Origin of the sequence: Psychrobacter glacincola (assembly GCF_904846215.1) — a bacterium.
GTDB lineage: Bacteria > Pseudomonadota > Gammaproteobacteria > Pseudomonadales > Moraxellaceae > Psychrobacter > Psychrobacter glacincola.
Genome location: NZ_CAJGZK010000010.1, coordinates 1 through 16,754, shown reverse-complemented (window position 1 = coordinate 16,754; position 16,754 = coordinate 1). Strand labels below are relative to the sequence as shown.

Sequence of the window (16,754 nt, the reverse complement as noted above, 5' to 3'; positions counted from 1 at the left end):
TTCATCACAATGCAATCATTCTATCACTGAATAATGATTGCTTTTTTTGTCTTCAACCATATGCAGTTTACTTATGACATCTTTTTTTGGTAATTTACGTGAAGAGTGGTTTTCCAATATTCGTGGCGATACCTTATCAGGTTTGGTTGTTGCTCTGGCATTGATTCCAGAGGCCATTGCCTTTTCTATCATCGCCGGTGTCGACCCAAAAGTTGGTTTATATGCCTCATTTTGCATCGCGGTAGTCATCAGTTTTGTTGGTGGACGTCCGGGTATGATTTCGGCAGCTACGGGCGCCATGGCACTGGTCATGGTTGATTTGGTTGCCGACCACGGTCTGCAATACCTGCTTGCGGCAACCTTATTGTGCGGTGGTATTCAAATCGTGATGGGTATCTTAAAACTCGGTAATCTGATTCGTTTTGTATCGCGCTCAGTGGTCATTGGTTTTGTCAATGCGTTGGCAATCTTAATATTTGCCGCGCAGCTGCCCGAGCTTAATCCTGCCACTGAACGCGTCGGCATGATGGTGTATATTATGACTGCCGCAGGTTTGGCGATTATTTACCTATTTCCCCTCATTCCTAAAATTGGTCGCGTTATTCCATCGCCACTGGTTTGTATTGTGGGTTTGACAGCTGTTGCCATGTATATGAATCTTGATATTCGTAACGTCGGTAGCATGGGCGACTTGCCAGATTCATTACCGATGTTTTTGCTTCCTGATATCCCGTTAAACTTGACCACTTTACTTATTATTGCGCCTTATTCTATCGCGCTTGCCATCGTAGGGTTGTTGGAATCTATGATGACAGCAACCATTGTCGATGAGCTGACCGATACGCCAAGCGACAAAAACCGCGAATGCCGTGGTCAAGGTATTGCTAATGTAGTCTCAGGGTTCTTCGGCGGCATGGCTGGCTGTGCGATGATTGGCCAGTCAATGATTAACGTAAAATCTGGTGGACGCACGCGACTATCCACGCTCATCGCCGGTGTGGTACTGCTGATTATGGTGGTGTTTTTAAGTGATTGGGTCAGCTTGATACCGATGGCGGCACTGGTAGCTGTGATGATTATGGTGTCTATAGGCACCTTTAACTGGCAGTCTATTCGTGAATTTAAGACCCATCCTATGTCATTTAACATCGTCATGCTAGCGACCGTTTTGACTACCGTCTTTACTCATAACTTAGCCTATGGCGTTGGCGTTGGCGTACTGTTATCTGCTTTGGCTTTTGCCAATAAAATCGGTCAATTCTTGACCGTATTTAGCGAATATGATGACAGTAGCAATACGCGTTATTATTACGTTCAAGGGCAAGTGTTCTTTGCTTCAACGACGCAATTTTTGCAAAGCTTTGATACCAAAGAGGCGTTAGACAATGTACACATCGATGTTAGCCAAGCGCATTTTTGGGATATCAGCGCGGTAGATACCTTAGATAAGCTGGTCATACGCTTGCAGCGCGAAGGGATTGATGTCAAAGTCGTTGGACTCAATAGTGCCAGCCGCACGCTTATTGATCGTTTTTCTATTCATGATCGCCGAGATATTGGCTTATTAGATTAGAGCTGTATATGTGTTATCAAACTGATATAGACGCTTTGTTTATTGATCAGTAATGATATTGGTATATAAAATCAGCTTGGGCAGTTGAGCGCAATATCTCGACTGCCCAGCTTGCATTTTAGTTATTGAGATGATGTGATGCCTTTATGAGTAATTTGAAACCAGATAGCGTAATTGCCTGTTTAGACTGCCCAAACCATGTGCAAGCGGTATTAGAAGCAAGTATGTGGGCGTCTATCCGCTTGCAAGCCCCGATTGGACTGCTCTATTCAGTACCAAGCTTACAGCAAAAAGCAGCCGTTGATTATTCAGGCTGCCTCAATATTGATGATGAAAACACCTTACTTGATCAATTCACGTCAAAAGAGCACTTAAGTAATTGCGAGTTAAAAGCGCAAGGTAAGCTGCTTTTACATCAAGCCAGCAGTTATTGCGAGCAGCAACGTCACAAAATCAAAACCTACACCCTTCATCGGCATGAAAAGCTCGATGACAGCATTAATTATGTCGATGACCAAGCCCAACTAATCGTGATTGGTCATCATGTTACCTGTAAGTCGACTTTAAGCCAGCTTATCCGCTCCAGTCTCTGCCCTATTTTGGTGACTCATGCACCATTTTTGCCCCCTAGCAGTGCTTTATTTGCGTTTGATAATAGCCCCACTTCGCACAAAATGCTGAATTGGCTATGTAAAACACCACTGGTGCGTGCATTGATGATTCATATCGTCATGGTCGGTAAAGAGAACTCTGAAAACTGCGATGCGTTACGTGAAGCCTATGCGCGTCTTAAACAAGCTGGCATTAAATGCAAAAAAACCTTGCTCGATTGCCGCGATGTTACCGCAGCGCTAACCTACTACCAACGTGATAACGATATCGGTCTACTGATGACAGGCGCTTTTGCCCAACCGCGCTTAATTGAGCTGTTAAAAGGCAGCGCCACTAAAAAGCTATTGGGGAGCATCACTACCCCGTACTTATTGTTCCCTAAGGCCTAAAGCCACGCCCTTTTTGTATTTCTTTTGACACTAAGGCTAATTTTTTATCGATATAGAGACCACTCTTTATATTGATAAAAAATTAGCCTCTGTCTTTTCTAGCTGTTTTTATATCCTACAATCTTTTAGCAAATCATCACAGGAAATAAAGGCATATCTTCCCCAAGTGCTTAAAAAGTTGGTTATAATAAAGTTTGCATTCATGTAACGTTACAGGTTAATCGTTTGTTTATACAGATTAAAACAAGGGTTATACTTACTGTATAAAGCCTATTTTTTGTCATTGTGCTAATGATTTTGAGTAAATGTGCCCTATTCTACCTTCCCCCTTGAGTAGGTTTGGCACAATTCTTGAAGCACTTAATACAAGCATGATCATAATATGTTGCATCAAATGGCATCTATTAACCTGCGATATCACCCATATAAGGATTTTTTTATGAAGCTAATCACTGCGATCTTAAAACCGTTTAAGCTCGATGATGTGCGTGAAGCGCTTTCTGACATTGGTGCAAAAGGTGTTACCGTCACTGAGGTAAAAGGCTTTGGTCGTCAAAAAGGCCATACTGAGCTCTATCGCGGCGCCGAGTACGTGGTGGACTTTTTACCTAAAGTAAAAATTGAAGTGGCGGTGATGGACGAGATGCTTGAGCCAGCTATTGAAGCCATCACGCGCATCGCTAGCACCGGTAAAATCGGTGACGGCAAGATATTCGTGACCAATCTTGAGCAAGTCATTCGTATCCGTACGGGTGAGACAGGTCCTGACGCTATCTAGGCGCAAGACCTACCTATAAATATCAATTTATAGGTTATCTCGATCTCTGCATTGCATATATTCAAGGGGGAATTAACATGCAAAATCAAATCTTTGAGCTCCAGTACGCGTTAGATACGTTTTACTTCTTAATGTGTGGTGCGCTTGTCATGTGGATGGCAGCGGGTTTCACAATGTTAGAGGCAGGATTGGTACGCTCAAAAAACACGGTCGAAATTCTAACCAAAAATATCGCACTTTTTGCGACTGCCTGTATCATGTACATGATATGCGGTTATGCCATCATGTATGACGGCAATCTGTTTTTGAGTGGGATTGCAGGTACCGAAAGCTTGGTCACTGATGCGTTAGCGGCTTCAGCTGAAAATGGCTTTAATGGCGATGCCGTTTACTCCAGTGCGTCCGACTTTTTCTTCCAAGTAGTCTTTGTTGCCACTTGTATGTCTATTGTCTCAGGCGCGGTCGCTGAGCGTATGAAGCTATGGTCATTCTTACTGTTTGCCGTGGTGATGACAGGAGTTATTTATCCGTTAGAAGGCAGTTGGACGTGGGGTGGCAAGGAGGTTTTTGGTCTATATAGTTTGGGCGACTTGGGCTTCTCTGATTTTGCAGGCTCTGGCATCGTACATTTAGCAGGTGCTGCAGCGGCGTTATCAGGTGTACTACTCTTAGGAGCGCGCCTCGGTAAATACGGTTCTAAAGGTGAGATACGCGCTATTCCTGGGGCAAATTTGCCAATGGCAGCACTTGGTACCTTAATCTTATGGATGGGCTGGTTTGGCTTTAACGGTGGTTCAGTATTAAAACTGGGTGATATCGCTAGTGCCAATTCCGTCGCTATTGTATTTTTGAATACCAATGCTGCCGCTGCTGGCGGAGCAATTGGTGCCTTGCTTATTGGACGCCTTATCTTTGGCAAAGCAGATCTTACCATGCTCTTAAATGGTGCACTGGCAGGTTTGGTTGCTATTACTGCAGAACCTTTAACGCCCTCTGCGCTACAGGCTACCCTATTTGGTATGACCGCAGGTGTCATTGTCGTCTTATCGATTCTGCTCCTAGACAAAATGAAAATCGACGATCCTGTAGGCGCTATTTCTGTCCATGGTGTGGTGGGCTTATTTGGTCTATTGATTGTACCACTGACCAATCCGGCAGCGTCATTAGTCGGTCAATTAGCCGGTGCCGCTACTATTTTTATATGGGTATTTGTAAGCAGTTTAATCGTTTGGAGTATTATTAAACTTGTCATCGGTCTGCGTCTCTCTGAAGAAGAAGAATATCAAGGTGCCGATATTGCCGAGTGTGGTATGGAAGCCTATCCGGAATTTATAAGATAGCTGATTAGCAAACATACTGTAACAAGAACACCATGTTGCTAGGATGACTTTTTCGAAGCTTGTGAAGCCTATTTGCGCAGCAAGTGGCAACATTTATCCTAGCAAAGCACTGTTTAACTTGTACTTCTATCATTTTAGAATGACTATATATGGTCAAAATATTCTAAAAACATTACGGTACTGCTGGTATGAATGCTTCTTGCTTGCCGTGCCTACGTAGCTAGAGACTGCAAAAAATTCATACCGGCAGTATATAATGTATCGATATTGCTTTTTACTGACTATATTTTCAGTGTCTTGAATTTGCAGTGATTTCAAACCTAAAAAGTAGATACCACTAAAAATAGATACAACTAAAAATCCCGCCAAACCTTTCGGTAATGCGGGATTTTTTATTCTTTATCAAAACTTAGCTTAATAAAGAGAATTACATTAACTTAGATTTATTTCTTTTTCCACGTTTGGCTACGTGAGAATGGACCTAAGTGACCTTTTAGGTTAAGGCTGCTGCCGCTTAAGTTAGCAGTCAATTTATAAGTCTTGTTTTTTTCAGGATCAGTGATTTTACCACCACTGTATTTGCCATTACCGTCTGCTTTTAAACCAGAAATAATAGTCATACCAACGTGCTTCTTACCTTTCTCTGAAACGGTGCTGATAAGCTTACCAGTTAAAACACCATTTGACTCAGTGATTTTGATCACGCCTTTAGGCTGGCCTTCGTCAAAAGTTTGCCAAGTGGTATTAGCTAGTGGGTCAGCGGCGAATGCCATGCTTGCTAAACTGATACCAGCGATTGCCAACGTAGTTTTTGCGAATAGTTTCATAAATAGACTCCCTTCATTTAATGATTACTAGAAACGATATGTTTCTGTCGTCCTCAGCTTATCCTTTGCCAACAATTTTTTATTATAGTCAATGGTACTATATTCAGTTTTCGCTCGTTAGTGCGGCAAATACAGAATGACCAATTCACCTTTTATAAAAAATCTGAACAGCATAAGCGTTGTCTTGACCCATTATAAGCAATTTTTAGAATTTGCCTAGTAATTTTTTTATAGTTTATTATTTCTATAAAATCAAAATTATATCAATAAGTTACAGGAATGGATTGTCTATAATTTTGCCCGATTGGTCATCTTTTTCTTTTGACTTAGCTTCATCATTATTATAGAGACTGCTATTTTCAAAGGCGAGTAAAATCTTACTACTCAGCTCATGCAACTGCTTTGCCTGCTCATATCCAATGTCATTTAAGAGCAGATTAATGTCGCCATAAATAATAATTTTGTCTTCTTGATTTTCAATAACCAGCTCACCAATCTGCATGCTTTGGTGATTATTAGCAAATGGGTCAATCATCTAATCCTCCTTTTTTCATAAATAGTACATTACACGATGTAGCAAAATCCCATAGTTCCAGTAATAATTGAACGATTTATGTTTGTAATTGTGTCATGACCCACTCAAAGATTGCTACCACAAATAATATCCAAGTGGGCTCTTCTACCTTTTTTTCTGGTATATCCATAGCTTCACCAGCTTTTAACGGCAAATCCAAGGCTTGCGCTTTGGTCTTTGCATCAAGTACCGGCAGAACATCAATACCAATTTTAGCAGTCAGCTCATCAATACTAATGATTTCGATACGCTCAGATTCATCGTTTGGCGCATAGTAAACACCTGCTTGGTTGCTTACGGGGATATAAACGGCTTTAAAAAAATGGCTGGGTACCAGTACGCGTCCCGCTAATTGTTTGGCTTTTTTGTCCGTAAATGCCACGCCTGTGACGGTATAAACCTCACCGTATTGCTGGGTTAAGTAGCGGGTAGCCGATTCAATATTGCGCCAAATATAGCGGTTATTTCGCGGTGATTGCGGGGCGATATTGGCAAGGCTAAAGCTATCATACTGCTGACTGCGATTGGCCATGTCACCATTCGGTGCCAGATGTCCGCGGTCATAGCCTGATCCTGAATAGTCAGAAAGTTGCGCTCGCATGGACTGTGGTAATTGGCTTTCTTCATGAAAGCTGTCTTCACGGTCGATTTGTTTGGCCTGCTGCAAACGCTTACGCGTTAAATATTCTGCTGACCATAATGGCGTACGTGATACACCTGAATACATGACAGCAAAACCGTCCATGCACAGTGCTTGGGTATTATTACTCAGCTTAGTATTGCTGAATTCAGGATAGACACCGCCATAAAATGATTGGCTACACTGTGTAAAGTCATCAGCGTATGCCGATGATATGCTCAGAACGACGGCGATAATGAACATTACTGCGTCATTCTTCAGATTAAATCTATGCTTAAAAACACTTATCATGCAATTTTCAACCATTTATACTTATTATCATGTATGCACTATCCTAGCAGGCGCCTAAGAATAAAGAAAGAATGATGCTGCGCAAACCGTGACATTTTGAATGCGATCCGCTATACTAAGGCCTGCAAAAAATCAGCGCCTGTCTGTTCTATACAGGATTTCAAAGCCTAAGTACTAAAACAAGCCTATGCTCATTTTATAATGAATGGTTTTTTTAGTATTCAAGTTAGCGCGACTAAAAACGGTGAAGTGGGTGAGTGGCTGAAACCGCACGCCTGGAAAGTGTGTATACGTTAATCGCGTATCGAGGGTTCGAATCCCTCCTTCACCGCCAATCTTAGTTATTCCCTGTTTTCCCAATCTGTCCCATACTATCCTAAATATCCCTTAAAACCTTTAATAGTAAGACTTTCAGTCTATACTTATTATCTATTACTGTCCGAAACATTCCCGTCCAACCCTATGTATCCCACGTGTTGTGTTGGCCTATCCGTTGGTCTATTATTCATATACACCTCAATTAGACCAATATTCGATCTCAATCTACATGTCTTAGACCAACATAATCGTCTCTAGGCCTTAAACATATAGCTTGTAGGTATAAGGAATAGACCAGCATGTTAAGTGATGCCAAAATTCGTAAGCTTAAGCCAACTGATAAATGCACCCCTTCTCGTCCAGACAAATATAGTGATCACCAAGGTTTACAATTACTGGTACGCAGCTCAGGAACGCGAACATGGATAAGTGCATATCGCTTTGATAATAAACAGCAGAAAACCACTTTAGGTACATATCCACAGATGGGCTTGGCAGAAGCAAGAATAGCTAACGCTGATATTAAAGCTTTATTAGCTAATGGAATCAATCCAAAGAATAAAAAACGTCAAGACAAGCTTGCGAATGAGCAAGCTAAAATGTTCAATGATTATGCGCTTGAATGGCTAGAGGAGCGTGAGCGCAACGTAAAGCCTCGCACCTATCAGCAGGATTATAATCGCATGTATAAAGACGTTATACCTAGCTTTAAGGGCATCGCTTTAAAAGATGTGACGTTCGAAGATTGTAAATTAATGGCAGATGACATTGAAAGTAGGACTAATAATGAAGGGGCCTCACCACGAGAAGTAACCAGACGCACTATTGATCTCGTTGGGAATATTCTTAGAAGAGCCATGAGAGAGCGCCTAATCGAGGTAAATCATACAGATGGGCTTAAAGAGCTATATCCGAAAGCGAAGACTAAGCACATGAAACATGTTGAGCTTAGTGATTTACCTAAGCTTTTACAAGACATTGAAGCCTATCATGGTCATGATCAAACTCGATTAGGTATGAAGTTTCTAGCATATTCTTTCTGTCGTACTATCGAGCTCAGGATGATGAAATGGGAGCATATCGACTTCCCGAACCGTCTATGGCGTGTCGATATTGATAATCTTAAAATTGCGCGTAAGCATGTCGTACCATTATCAGATCAAATGCTGGCAGTGCTAGAGGAAATGAAATGTATTACAGGTCAATATGAATACGTGTTTTATCATACTGGCATGCATCAGCCTTATAGTGAAGAGTTTATCAATAACGCACTCGATATCTTAGGTTATGGTGGAAAACAGACAGGTCACGGCTTTCGTCACATTGCCTCAACCAATTTAAACGAGCTTGGCTACATGGGTGATGCTATTGAAAAGCAGATGGCACATGACAAAAAAAGTAGCATCAGAGCAGTTTATAACCACGCGCAGCACTTAGAAGAGCGCCGTAAGATAATGCAAGTTTGGGCTGATTTTTTAGATTTGCTTAGAGACAAAGGCGAAGTTGTTGACTTCCAGACAGCTCGGCAGCAGATTGAAAGGGCATTGACAGCGCAGAATCAAGCATCACTATCAGACATAGATAGTGATGCTTTAATACAGGCTTTGAAAGATAAAGGCTTAAGCATCGATGACATACACTCAATGTTAATTCAAAAATAGAGCTACTGCTAACGTGTAATTACCCTATTTTAATAGGACCACTGCCCGTTACTCTAGCCGTGGGTGTTAATTTACTCTTGAGTATGCTACGCCTTTTAGTTGATTCAAAACCACTTTCATGAGGATTCACTTTTTTGGATTCACAACTAGGTTTGGTAACATTATCACTAGAAAGTGGTTCACTAGAGATTGACTCCAATTCTACGTTAGGCTCTTCGCTCTTATCCTCATTAGAATCTTTAATATTTGGTACCGATTCTAGCGACTCAATCTGATGGTTTATATCTTTAGTCTCCTCGCTATCACTATCTACCAATATAGTCTCAGAGCTAGCCTGTTTAGCTTTCAGGCTTTGCTGCGTTTCAAATGTGTCTGTATATGGTTTTCCATAGTCGCCCGTTATATAAGTACCAGCAGCTCTAGTAGTCTTAGGTACTTCGGAGAAAAAAGTTTGGTTGTAGCTGGCAATGATATCGTTAAGCATTTGCGCTCGAGTTTTACCTTGTCTTTTAGCAATAAGACTGAGGGTTTTCTTGTTTGCACTGGTAAGTACTAGACCTTTTTCTTTCATGTTTTTATCGCGATCACGTTTGGCTTTTGATAGCCAAGCCTCATACATGTTGTCTATAAACGTACTTCTATTATTTACCTTACCTTCGTCTACCGCAATACCCTCCCAATAGTCCAACGAAGCTAGCATATGGTGCAGTCTACTAGCCGTATCTGTCTCTCTAAATCTGATCGTGTCTGCGAAAATCAAAGCTTGTCTATGCCCGGTTTTATCTTTATTTGATATCGATTTTTTATTGTGATTTTTGCTCTCTTTATTGGCTTTCAAGTTATCAATATCATGGAGCTTTTGCATATATGCATACAAATGATTGATTTGAATATCATTATCATAGTCTAGCCACTTAGTTTCTTTAGGTTCAACTGAACTACGGAGATAAATATTTTTTAAAACATCCAAACCCTTCTTTTTATTTATTATCCACCTTTCGTAGTAAGTATCAGGTACTTCACAAAGCTCTTCTTCTCCAATGGCAAATTTTCTATTAAAAATAACGTCATGGACAAAAATTGCAATATCAGATTCTATACCTATAGGATCACTAATAATATTGAGTTTCTTTAAAGCCATATGCATCCATAAGGCTGCTCTTGCGTCCTCATAAAACCATTTAACATAAGACAACGGTATGCTGTTTCTTGCGCTTGTCTGTAGAAATCTATCTATATCTTTCTTTGTACAAGAGTGGTCTTTGAGAATGCTGATGATGCTTAATTTACTGCCGGCGTCATCTTTTAAAATATATGACTGTGGAATTTTATGTTGCGATCGCAACATAAAAAGACACCAATAGGTATCATATATGCTAAGCCTATCAATCTTCTTTTCAATGTATTCATCATTTGATATATATTTTTTTGATCGGTTAGATCCATTCTGAACGCCATTACCATTCACAATAAACTCTCCATAGTTTTTTGAAACTGATTCAAAAGCCAAGATAATACTGTAATTATAACATCATAAAAACATCATAAAAACATGATTAAATCATTTAATATTCGTCATTAAAACGTAGGCATATTTTCGGTCAATATAACGAAAAATATAGGTTGCAGCCTAATTATTTGTTTATAATTAAGGGTTAACTTAACATGCTAACTCCATTTCAATCATTCACCTGTAGCATAAAGCAATTTGACGTTGCTCAGCATTCGGCTCTTCAACGCTAGCTAGGATAAAGCTACATTCGGGCAGCTCATGCTTAGTGGGTTATCTATATTATTAATAACTCAGTAACTGATTATCCTAATGCTGAGAGCTGATCTCTCAGCAGCCAACATTATAAAAATACGGACTGACCTGACCCTATGAACATTAATTTAATAGGATCAAAATCATGCCGTATTCAAACTTCAACCAACCTCAAGTTGTCGCTAACGTCCATAGTCTGGTTACAGACATATTGGCAAACGCCATTAGCTTTAACGAGACCATAAATAAACTGAAATGGTTGTATTGCCCGTTCATGACACACTTAAATACTGAGCTATTTTATTCACAGCCAGTTTTCGCATTTATTTATAGCACCAACGCTATTGTTGGAAATGACTATCCAGAAAACGTGATTTGGGATCATGATAAAACCCAGCGACTTATCACTACGTTGTCCTATTATAAAAATGATATTGAGAATGAACGTCATGCGTTCATTTATCAAGAATCTCAAAACAAAAGAAAATTAGAGCTCTATGTTAATAATCTGATTAACCATTATTCAAGACTGCTATTTATTCGTATTGATTTAAAATACGCACAGAAGACGAGCAATCATGTATCTATCGAGAACTTTGATGATCACATGAGTAAACTACGGGATCTTATCGGTAATAAGAAAACTTGTTTTAAGCATTTGCAGGGTAATGCTTGGGCTATTGAGCAAGGGGGAATCAACGGTGGATTACACTGTCATTTACTGCTTATCTATGATGGCTCAGAGCGACAAAGTGACTGGCACGTTGCTAAAGAGGTCGGCGAGAAATGGAAAACTATAACTGGTGGTCTAGGTGAATATTATAGCTATCACGATCCAGAGATTAAGCAGAAGTACCAACAACATGGAAAACTAGGTATCGGAATGATTCATCGTGATAACCCTCAGGAAGTCGAAAACGCTATAGCTTCAGCTTTATACTTAACGAAGCCAAGTAAAGATGAGCAGCAACTTAAACTGTGGCTACCAAACATGCGCACCTTTGGTCATGGTATTTATAGAACCTCTAAACGTAGAGGATTGCCTAAATAATATCGTTAACTCAATCTAATTGTCATTATGCTAATAAAAAACAGGGAGCCAATAGCTCCCTGTTCTGTAAAATTATAAAAACACGACACCCCCCAACCCTATGAACCACTAACCTCATAGGAGCACTACCATGTTAAACTTACTAAAAAATCAACTTGCACTTATACATAGTGTTAATAACCTTATCGAAAATGTATTAAGTGATAATTTCGATATCAGCAATCTCAGTATAGAGCTGACGATTCTATACTCACCCCTGATGTTCAATTACGAACGTAACCCTTTTTGCCTATCGAGCATTGATTTATTTGCTATTAGCGTAAATCAGGTCACAGATCAAAAGTATTTTAAAAATATGGTTTGGGATGACTACGATACTCAAAAGTTTATTGATGCACTACTTGATATAACCGATCATTTTGATAAAAGCCAACGTTATGCCCATCAAGGAGATATCTATTAAGAAAACTGATACTGGTATAAAGTTTTCTTGCATCCGGTTTAACAAAACTGAACTTTAAAATGGATTGGCTATAGTAAAATAATTTTAGGTATATATTACTACTGTGAGATAAGACAAAGAGCCCTCGCGCTCTTATCTATTAACCCCAATCCACCATCACCAAAGGTCTGCTTAATCGCAGGCCTTTTTTTATGCGCTTAATTTAAGGAGCTTATATGCAAACGATCTGTCCTTACTGTCACTCATCAAGGGTGACGAGCAATACGGATATAGATAGTCCCTTTACTATCTTTGAGCAGCTATTTACGCCAACAGCGTTATCTAGTCTTGGTGTGAGCATCTGTAGGTATTACAAAATAAATTCCGCTATCGGTGTGGTGGTAGGTACTGCGCTTGCCTCTGCGATCAGCTTGGCTAAAGACAAGCTACAACAGCCACCCTTGCTCATTTTAGTATCAAAGCCCCGTTATACCTGCAATACCTGCTCAAAAAATTTCACTATTTAATATATCTAATAACCAACTCACTTAATCGATAACAAAAGGAATATTCTCATGGCACATTTATTAGAGACAATAGCGTACGTCGGTGACACCCCTTGGCACGGACTAGGCAATGAGCTTGCACCTAAGCAGCCGCTTGAGGTCTGGGCAAAGCAAGCGGGTATGGATTGGCGTATAGAATCATCGGACGTCAGTTACATGGCGAACAACGACAAAGGGCATAACCTGATTCTGCCTTTTGCTGAGCAGAAGGTGCTGTTCAGAAGTGACAATCTAGAACCACTTAGCGTAGTGAGCCAACGCTATCAAGAAGTACAGCCGCGTGAAATTTTAGAATTCTATCGTGATCTTACCGAGCAATCCGACTTTGAGCTTGAAACGGCAGGCATCTTAAAGGGCGGTCGTAAGATGTGGGCATTGGCTCGTACAGGCCAGTCAGCAACACTTAAGGGCAAAGATGTCAGTAATGGCTATTTACTTCTTGCAACCGCTTGTGATGGCACGCTAGCGACTACTGCACAGTTCACATCGATCCGTGTGGTGTGCAATAACACCTTGGCGATTAGCTTGGCTAATGGAGGCGGTAATGTAGTGAAAGTACCGCATAGTACCTCCTTTGATGGCGACAGAGTCAAGCAGCAATTAGGCGTATCGGTTAAGCAATGGAATCAGCACAGCTATGAGATGAAGCAGCTATCAGAGCGCCGCGTTACCCAAGCGGAAGCGGCTAACTATCTAAGCCGTGTATTCAATGATCAGGACAATGACATCATTCTTTTCAATAGCGCTAAGAAAGAGAAAGATGCGGTGCCTAATGCTAAAGCGATGAATCAAGTGATGCAGATGTTTAACGGTCAAGGACGTGGAGCTGATCTCGACGCCGCTCGTGATACGGCTTACGGTTTGCTGTGCAGCATTACGGAGTACGTTGATCATGAAAGACGTGCGATGAATACCGATAACCGTCTCAATTCCGCATGGTTCGGTGCAGGCGCTAAGCTGAAGCAAAAGGGCTTGGAAGAATCGCTGCTGATGCTTGCCTAATTATCGACATTTAAAACCTAATAACACAACCAACCACGCCTTTAAGCGTGGTTTTTTTATGCCGTTTATTTGACCAATAACAAACCTAACGAAGGAATTATCATGAACACAATCGCATTGAATCATATCGCTCAGCTAAAACAAACCAAGCGTGCAACCGTTAAGGTAAAAGCGCCTATAACCACCGCTCAATCAACCACCGCTAAGCGTTTGGTCAATACCAAAGACTTAAGTCATGAAAAATGGCTTGAGGTACGCAAACAAGGTATTGGCAGCTCTGACTCTGCTGCTGCCTGTGGTATTCATCCGTATTTGTCGATGCTTGAGTTATGGATGATCAAGACGGGTCGCCTGCATTCACATCTAGATGATGACATTGATGGCTACTCACCACTCTACTGGGGCAATACCTTGGAGCCTATGGTGGCTAAGTATTATCAACAGCACACAGGCAATAAAGTTCGCCGTGTTAATGCCATCTTGCAACATCCTGATCCTGGTAATCACTTTATGCTGGCTAACTTAGACTACGCCATTACAGGCAATGATGAGGTGCAGATACTCGAGTGTAAAACGGCAGGAGAACATGGGGCTAAGCTGTGGAAGCATGGCGTTCCCTTATACGTGACGTGCCAAGTACAGCATCAACTGGCGGTCACTGGCAAACAGGCTGCGCATATCTGTGTGTTAATCTGCGGACATGAAGCCAAGATATTTAAGGTTGAGCGTGATGAGCGCTTGATTGCGTCCATCATCGAGCATGAGCGGTTATTCTGGCAATATGTGCAGACAGACACACCACCAACGCCTGATCATTCAGAATCCGCAGCGCGTGCCTTAAAGCTGCTTTATCCAACCCCTGAGCCGTCAAGCAAAGTTGATCTACGGGAAGATGACGGAGCCAATAAGTTATTTGAGCAGCTGGTTAGCTACCGTAACGACATGCAAGAATTAGAGCAGCGTCATGACCAGGTAAAGCATCAGCTGCAAAGCTTAATTGCCGACAATGAGATTGCGGTATTTTCGATGGGCGCGATTTCATGGAAGCGCTCGAAAGACAGTATCAGTCTGGATAGCAAAGCGCTCACCAAAGCGCACCCTGAATTGCTTGAACAGTTTGGTAAAACCCGCCCGGGCAGTCGTCGCTTTGTCATTCTTAATGATAACTGAGCCAAGTCTCAGCCATCAATCATAATCAATAAATTACGCCACTCACTCAAATTAGTGCATAACAGCCCACCCGTCATAGGTGGGCTTTTTTATGGCTAAACAAAACCTATCAAACACAAAAGGAATATCACCATGATTAAAGGTCTAACCATTACTCCGCCAGTTTTAGGTCGTATCAGCATTGGGCGTGTGATTCAAAAGGATGGCAAGCGTTTACCTGCGAAAGACGATCAATTTACCATTACTAGCCAAGTGCAGAATAAGGATGGCTGGATCAACCACCCACTTGATGAAAAGCTACGTGCAAATAATCAAGGCAAGCTCAGACAAATACCGGTTCGTATGTTGTTTAACGATCCTGAGCTTAATTTGCGAGCTGAATACACCTTATTTGATAGGCAGACCGGACGCCCACTATGCGTGGGTGACGGTGAGCAATGTCAGAGGCGCACTAATAAAGGCGTTGAAAGCCATCCTTGCCCATCGCCTGATCGCTGTCCACTGGCGCAAGGTGGCGCTTGCAAACCGTATGGCAGGTTGTATGTGAATCTGTCTGAGGACGATGAGCTAGGCACCTTTATCTTTCGCACCACAGGCTTTAATAGTATTCGTACGCTGGCAGCAAGGCTGAGCTACTTTGCAGCAGTATCAGGCAATAAGCTGTCCTGTCTGCCTCTGCAACTCACCTTGAGAGGTAAAAGCACGACGCAAAGCTATCGGACACCAATCTACTTTGTGGATTTAACGCTGCGAGAGGGTGTAACGCTAAAACAAGCAGTACAGGATGCGCAAGCGATAGATGCAGAGCTTAGCGAGCATGGCTTTGATCAAGCGGCATTAGAGGCAGCCGCTAAACAAGGATACGTGAATTCATGCTTTGAGGTCGATGGCGATGATTTAGTGGAAGTCGCTGAGGAGTTTTATCCGATGGAAACAGATGACATTAGCGATAGTCAGCAGGGCAATTATCAGAACGGGTTAGCCACTCGTAACGTGACTAGCATTGAGCAAGGGCTACGGCAAAGTGTGACAGCGGTAAGCTAAAGCAATCAACTCATTTATACGGCATAAATTAGTTAGGCTGAAACAAGCGACCTAGAGTCGCTTGTTTTCCTCCTTATCGGTTTATTTCTAGTGGCTTATTACCTAGATTAAGTCTTACAATGTGCTAGTTCTTCATAACGGTATATTAAAAACAGATTATTACTGTTCAACGTAAGGGTAGCTAAAATGGACTTTGAGAAGGAAATAGCTTTAGATGTTTCGAAAAAGCTATCTAAAAAAATATGTGAGAAAATTACAAGACAGACCATAAAAAAGTTACAGCTAATAGACTCGAAACTACCAGAGATAAAGACTCTCAAAAACGTCTGGGACGACGTTTGTTATCAGCATCAAAAAGAAATGTCTAATGACTGGAGGCATTATGATCAAAAAGTAGCATCACTCGTTTTGCTGCTAGTGAAAGACTTAGAAAGTTACGAATTAAATGCCATTTTGTTACAGAGCCAAGATTTGAAAGACCGTGCAATCCATACGGTAACAAATAAAGTAGCAACAATTAGTAAATATCAATCTATGGATTTTTCTGAATACGAACATTATGTAGCTAGGTATATAGTTAAAGAGTAAGCATCCGACCATCCCCTATTGCGGTGGCACCCAGCGATGAGGCAACAACTCATCCAGATCATCTTGAATAGGCAGGCGTCTTAGCACGTCTGTCAAATAGGCAGACACATCCAAGCCGTTTAA

The 16,754-nt window shown here is 41.3% G+C and carries 17 protein-coding genes and 1 tRNA gene; 13 read left to right on the top strand and 5 right to left on the bottom strand.

The features are described 5' to 3' along the window. Positions 1-73 precede the first annotated feature (73 nt). From JMW90_RS07390 to JMW90_RS07375, 4 genes are all read left to right on the top strand, one after another. Positions 74-1,573 carry a SulP family inorganic anion transporter gene (locus JMW90_RS07390; protein ID WP_201562752.1) on the top strand — a complete coding sequence of 500 codons (1,500 nt, stop codon included), beginning with the start codon at positions 74-76 and terminating at the stop codon, positions 1,571-1,573. 146 nt (positions 1,574-1,719) lie between these two features. Beyond that, positions 1,720-2,574 (top strand): universal stress protein, encoded by an 855-nt coding sequence (locus tag JMW90_RS07385; RefSeq protein ID WP_201562750.1) that lies wholly within the window; start codon positions 1,720-1,722, stop codon positions 2,572-2,574. A 439-nt stretch (positions 2,575-3,013) separates the two neighbouring features. Next, positions 3,014-3,352: a P-II family nitrogen regulator gene (locus JMW90_RS07380; protein ID WP_201562748.1), complete on the top strand. Its 339-nt coding sequence runs from the start codon at positions 3,014-3,016 to the stop codon at positions 3,350-3,352. Between the two features lie 77 nt (positions 3,353-3,429). After that, positions 3,430-4,692 (top strand): ammonium transporter, encoded by a 1,263-nt coding sequence (locus JMW90_RS07375; RefSeq protein ID WP_201562746.1) that lies wholly within the window; start codon positions 3,430-3,432, stop codon positions 4,690-4,692. Between the two features lie 443 nt (positions 4,693-5,135). Here the strand turns inward: JMW90_RS07375 and JMW90_RS07370 are convergent, their stop codons facing one another. From JMW90_RS07370 to JMW90_RS07360, 3 genes are all read right to left on the bottom strand, one after another. Next, a complete protein-coding gene (locus tag JMW90_RS07370; protein ID WP_201562744.1) occupies positions 5,136-5,519 on the bottom strand; it encodes a DUF2147 domain-containing protein in 384 nt (127 codons plus the stop codon). Between the two features lie 271 nt (positions 5,520-5,790). Then, positions 5,791-6,054, bottom strand: coding sequence for a hypothetical protein (locus JMW90_RS07365; protein WP_201562742.1), 264 nt, complete (start codon positions 6,052-6,054; stop codon positions 5,791-5,793). A 76-nt stretch (positions 6,055-6,130) separates the two neighbouring features. Further along, complete coding sequence (locus tag JMW90_RS07360; protein ID WP_227691896.1) at positions 6,131-6,976, bottom strand: DNA/RNA non-specific endonuclease; 846 nt, start codon at positions 6,974-6,976, stop codon at positions 6,131-6,133. 291 nt (positions 6,977-7,267) lie between these two features. Between JMW90_RS07360 and JMW90_RS07355 the strand changes: the two genes are divergently transcribed. Both JMW90_RS07355 and JMW90_RS07350 read left to right on the top strand, forming a co-directional pair. After that, positions 7,268-7,358 (top strand) — tRNA-Ser (locus JMW90_RS07355). 283 nt (positions 7,359-7,641) lie between these two features. Then, the gene (locus tag JMW90_RS07350) at positions 7,642-9,003 is read left to right on the top strand and encodes a tyrosine-type recombinase/integrase (protein WP_201562738.1); all 1,362 of its coding nucleotides are present in this window, start codon (positions 7,642-7,644) and stop codon (positions 9,001-9,003) included. Positions 9,004-9,022: 19 nt separating this feature from the next. Here the strand turns inward: JMW90_RS07350 and JMW90_RS07345 are convergent, their stop codons facing one another. Continuing rightward, positions 9,023-10,471 (bottom strand): hypothetical protein, encoded by a 1,449-nt coding sequence (locus tag JMW90_RS07345; protein ID WP_201562735.1) that lies wholly within the window; start codon positions 10,469-10,471, stop codon positions 9,023-9,025. 442 nt (positions 10,472-10,913) lie between these two features. Here JMW90_RS07345 and JMW90_RS07340 point away from each other — a divergent pair, with 442 nt between their 5' ends. The 7 genes from JMW90_RS07340 (at position 10,914) to JMW90_RS07310 (ending at position 16,631) form a co-directional block, all read left to right on the top strand. Next, positions 10,914-11,819 carry a YagK/YfjJ domain-containing protein gene (locus JMW90_RS07340; protein WP_201562733.1) on the top strand — a complete coding sequence of 302 codons (906 nt, stop codon included), beginning with the start codon at positions 10,914-10,916 and terminating at the stop codon, positions 11,817-11,819. Positions 11,820-11,949: 130 nt separating this feature from the next. Further along, the gene (locus tag JMW90_RS07335) at positions 11,950-12,282 is read left to right on the top strand and encodes a hypothetical protein (RefSeq protein WP_201562731.1); all 333 of its coding nucleotides are present in this window, start codon (positions 11,950-11,952) and stop codon (positions 12,280-12,282) included. Positions 12,283-12,497: 215 nt separating this feature from the next. Continuing rightward, positions 12,498-12,788, top strand: a complete 291-nt coding sequence (locus tag JMW90_RS07330) for a hypothetical protein (RefSeq protein ID WP_201562729.1) — start codon at positions 12,498-12,500, stop codon at positions 12,786-12,788. Between the two features lie 48 nt (positions 12,789-12,836). After that, positions 12,837-13,829: a DUF932 domain-containing protein gene (locus JMW90_RS07325; protein WP_201562726.1), complete on the top strand. Its 993-nt coding sequence runs from the start codon at positions 12,837-12,839 to the stop codon at positions 13,827-13,829. A gap of 102 nt (positions 13,830-13,931) precedes the next feature. Next, complete coding sequence (locus JMW90_RS07320; protein WP_020444576.1) at positions 13,932-14,999, top strand: YqaJ viral recombinase family nuclease; 1,068 nt, start codon at positions 13,932-13,934, stop codon at positions 14,997-14,999. 132 nt (positions 15,000-15,131) lie between these two features. Then, positions 15,132-16,043 carry a recombination directionality factor gene (locus JMW90_RS07315; protein ID WP_201562724.1) on the top strand — a complete coding sequence of 304 codons (912 nt, stop codon included), beginning with the start codon at positions 15,132-15,134 and terminating at the stop codon, positions 16,041-16,043. 186 nt (positions 16,044-16,229) lie between these two features. Beyond that, positions 16,230-16,631 carry a hypothetical protein gene (locus tag JMW90_RS07310; RefSeq protein WP_201562722.1) on the top strand — a complete coding sequence of 134 codons (402 nt, stop codon included), beginning with the start codon at positions 16,230-16,232 and terminating at the stop codon, positions 16,629-16,631. Positions 16,632-16,646: 15 nt separating this feature from the next. On the opposite strand, the gene JMW90_RS07305 is transcribed toward JMW90_RS07310, so the two are convergent. Next, positions 16,647-16,754: transposase domain-containing protein (locus JMW90_RS07305; protein ID WP_201561682.1), on the bottom strand; the 108-nt coding region annotated here is incomplete at its 5' end.

Excerpts from the sequence above, each read along its gene's own strand:
- JMW90_RS07390 (WP_201562752.1), top strand. The coding sequence starts at position 74 with ATGACATCTTTTTTTGGTAATTTACGTGAAGAGTGGTTTTCCAATATT.
- JMW90_RS07385 (WP_201562750.1), top strand. The coding sequence starts at position 1,720 with ATGAGTAATTTGAAACCAGATAGCGTAATTGCCTGTTTAGACTGCCCA.
- JMW90_RS07380 (WP_201562748.1), top strand. The coding sequence starts at position 3,014 with ATGAAGCTAATCACTGCGATCTTAAAACCGTTTAAGCTCGATGATGTG.
- JMW90_RS07375 (WP_201562746.1), top strand. The coding sequence starts at position 3,430 with ATGCAAAATCAAATCTTTGAGCTCCAGTACGCGTTAGATACGTTTTAC.
- JMW90_RS07370 (WP_201562744.1), bottom strand. The coding sequence starts at position 5,519 with ATGAAACTATTCGCAAAAACTACGTTGGCAATCGCTGGTATCAGTTTA.
- JMW90_RS07365 (WP_201562742.1), bottom strand. The coding sequence starts at position 6,054 with ATGATTGACCCATTTGCTAATAATCACCAAAGCATGCAGATTGGTGAG.
- JMW90_RS07360 (WP_227691896.1), bottom strand. The coding sequence starts at position 6,976 with ATGTTCATTATCGCCGTCGTTCTGAGCATATCATCGGCATACGCTGAT.
- JMW90_RS07350 (WP_201562738.1), top strand. The coding sequence starts at position 7,642 with ATGTTAAGTGATGCCAAAATTCGTAAGCTTAAGCCAACTGATAAATGC.
- JMW90_RS07340 (WP_201562733.1), top strand. The coding sequence starts at position 10,914 with ATGCCGTATTCAAACTTCAACCAACCTCAAGTTGTCGCTAACGTCCAT.
- JMW90_RS07335 (WP_201562731.1), top strand. The coding sequence starts at position 11,950 with ATGTTAAACTTACTAAAAAATCAACTTGCACTTATACATAGTGTTAAT.
- JMW90_RS07330 (WP_201562729.1), top strand. The coding sequence starts at position 12,498 with ATGCAAACGATCTGTCCTTACTGTCACTCATCAAGGGTGACGAGCAAT.
- JMW90_RS07325 (WP_201562726.1), top strand. The coding sequence starts at position 12,837 with ATGGCACATTTATTAGAGACAATAGCGTACGTCGGTGACACCCCTTGG.
- JMW90_RS07320 (WP_020444576.1), top strand. The coding sequence starts at position 13,932 with ATGAACACAATCGCATTGAATCATATCGCTCAGCTAAAACAAACCAAG.
- JMW90_RS07315 (WP_201562724.1), top strand. The coding sequence starts at position 15,132 with ATGATTAAAGGTCTAACCATTACTCCGCCAGTTTTAGGTCGTATCAGC.
- JMW90_RS07310 (WP_201562722.1), top strand. The coding sequence starts at position 16,230 with ATGGACTTTGAGAAGGAAATAGCTTTAGATGTTTCGAAAAAGCTATCT.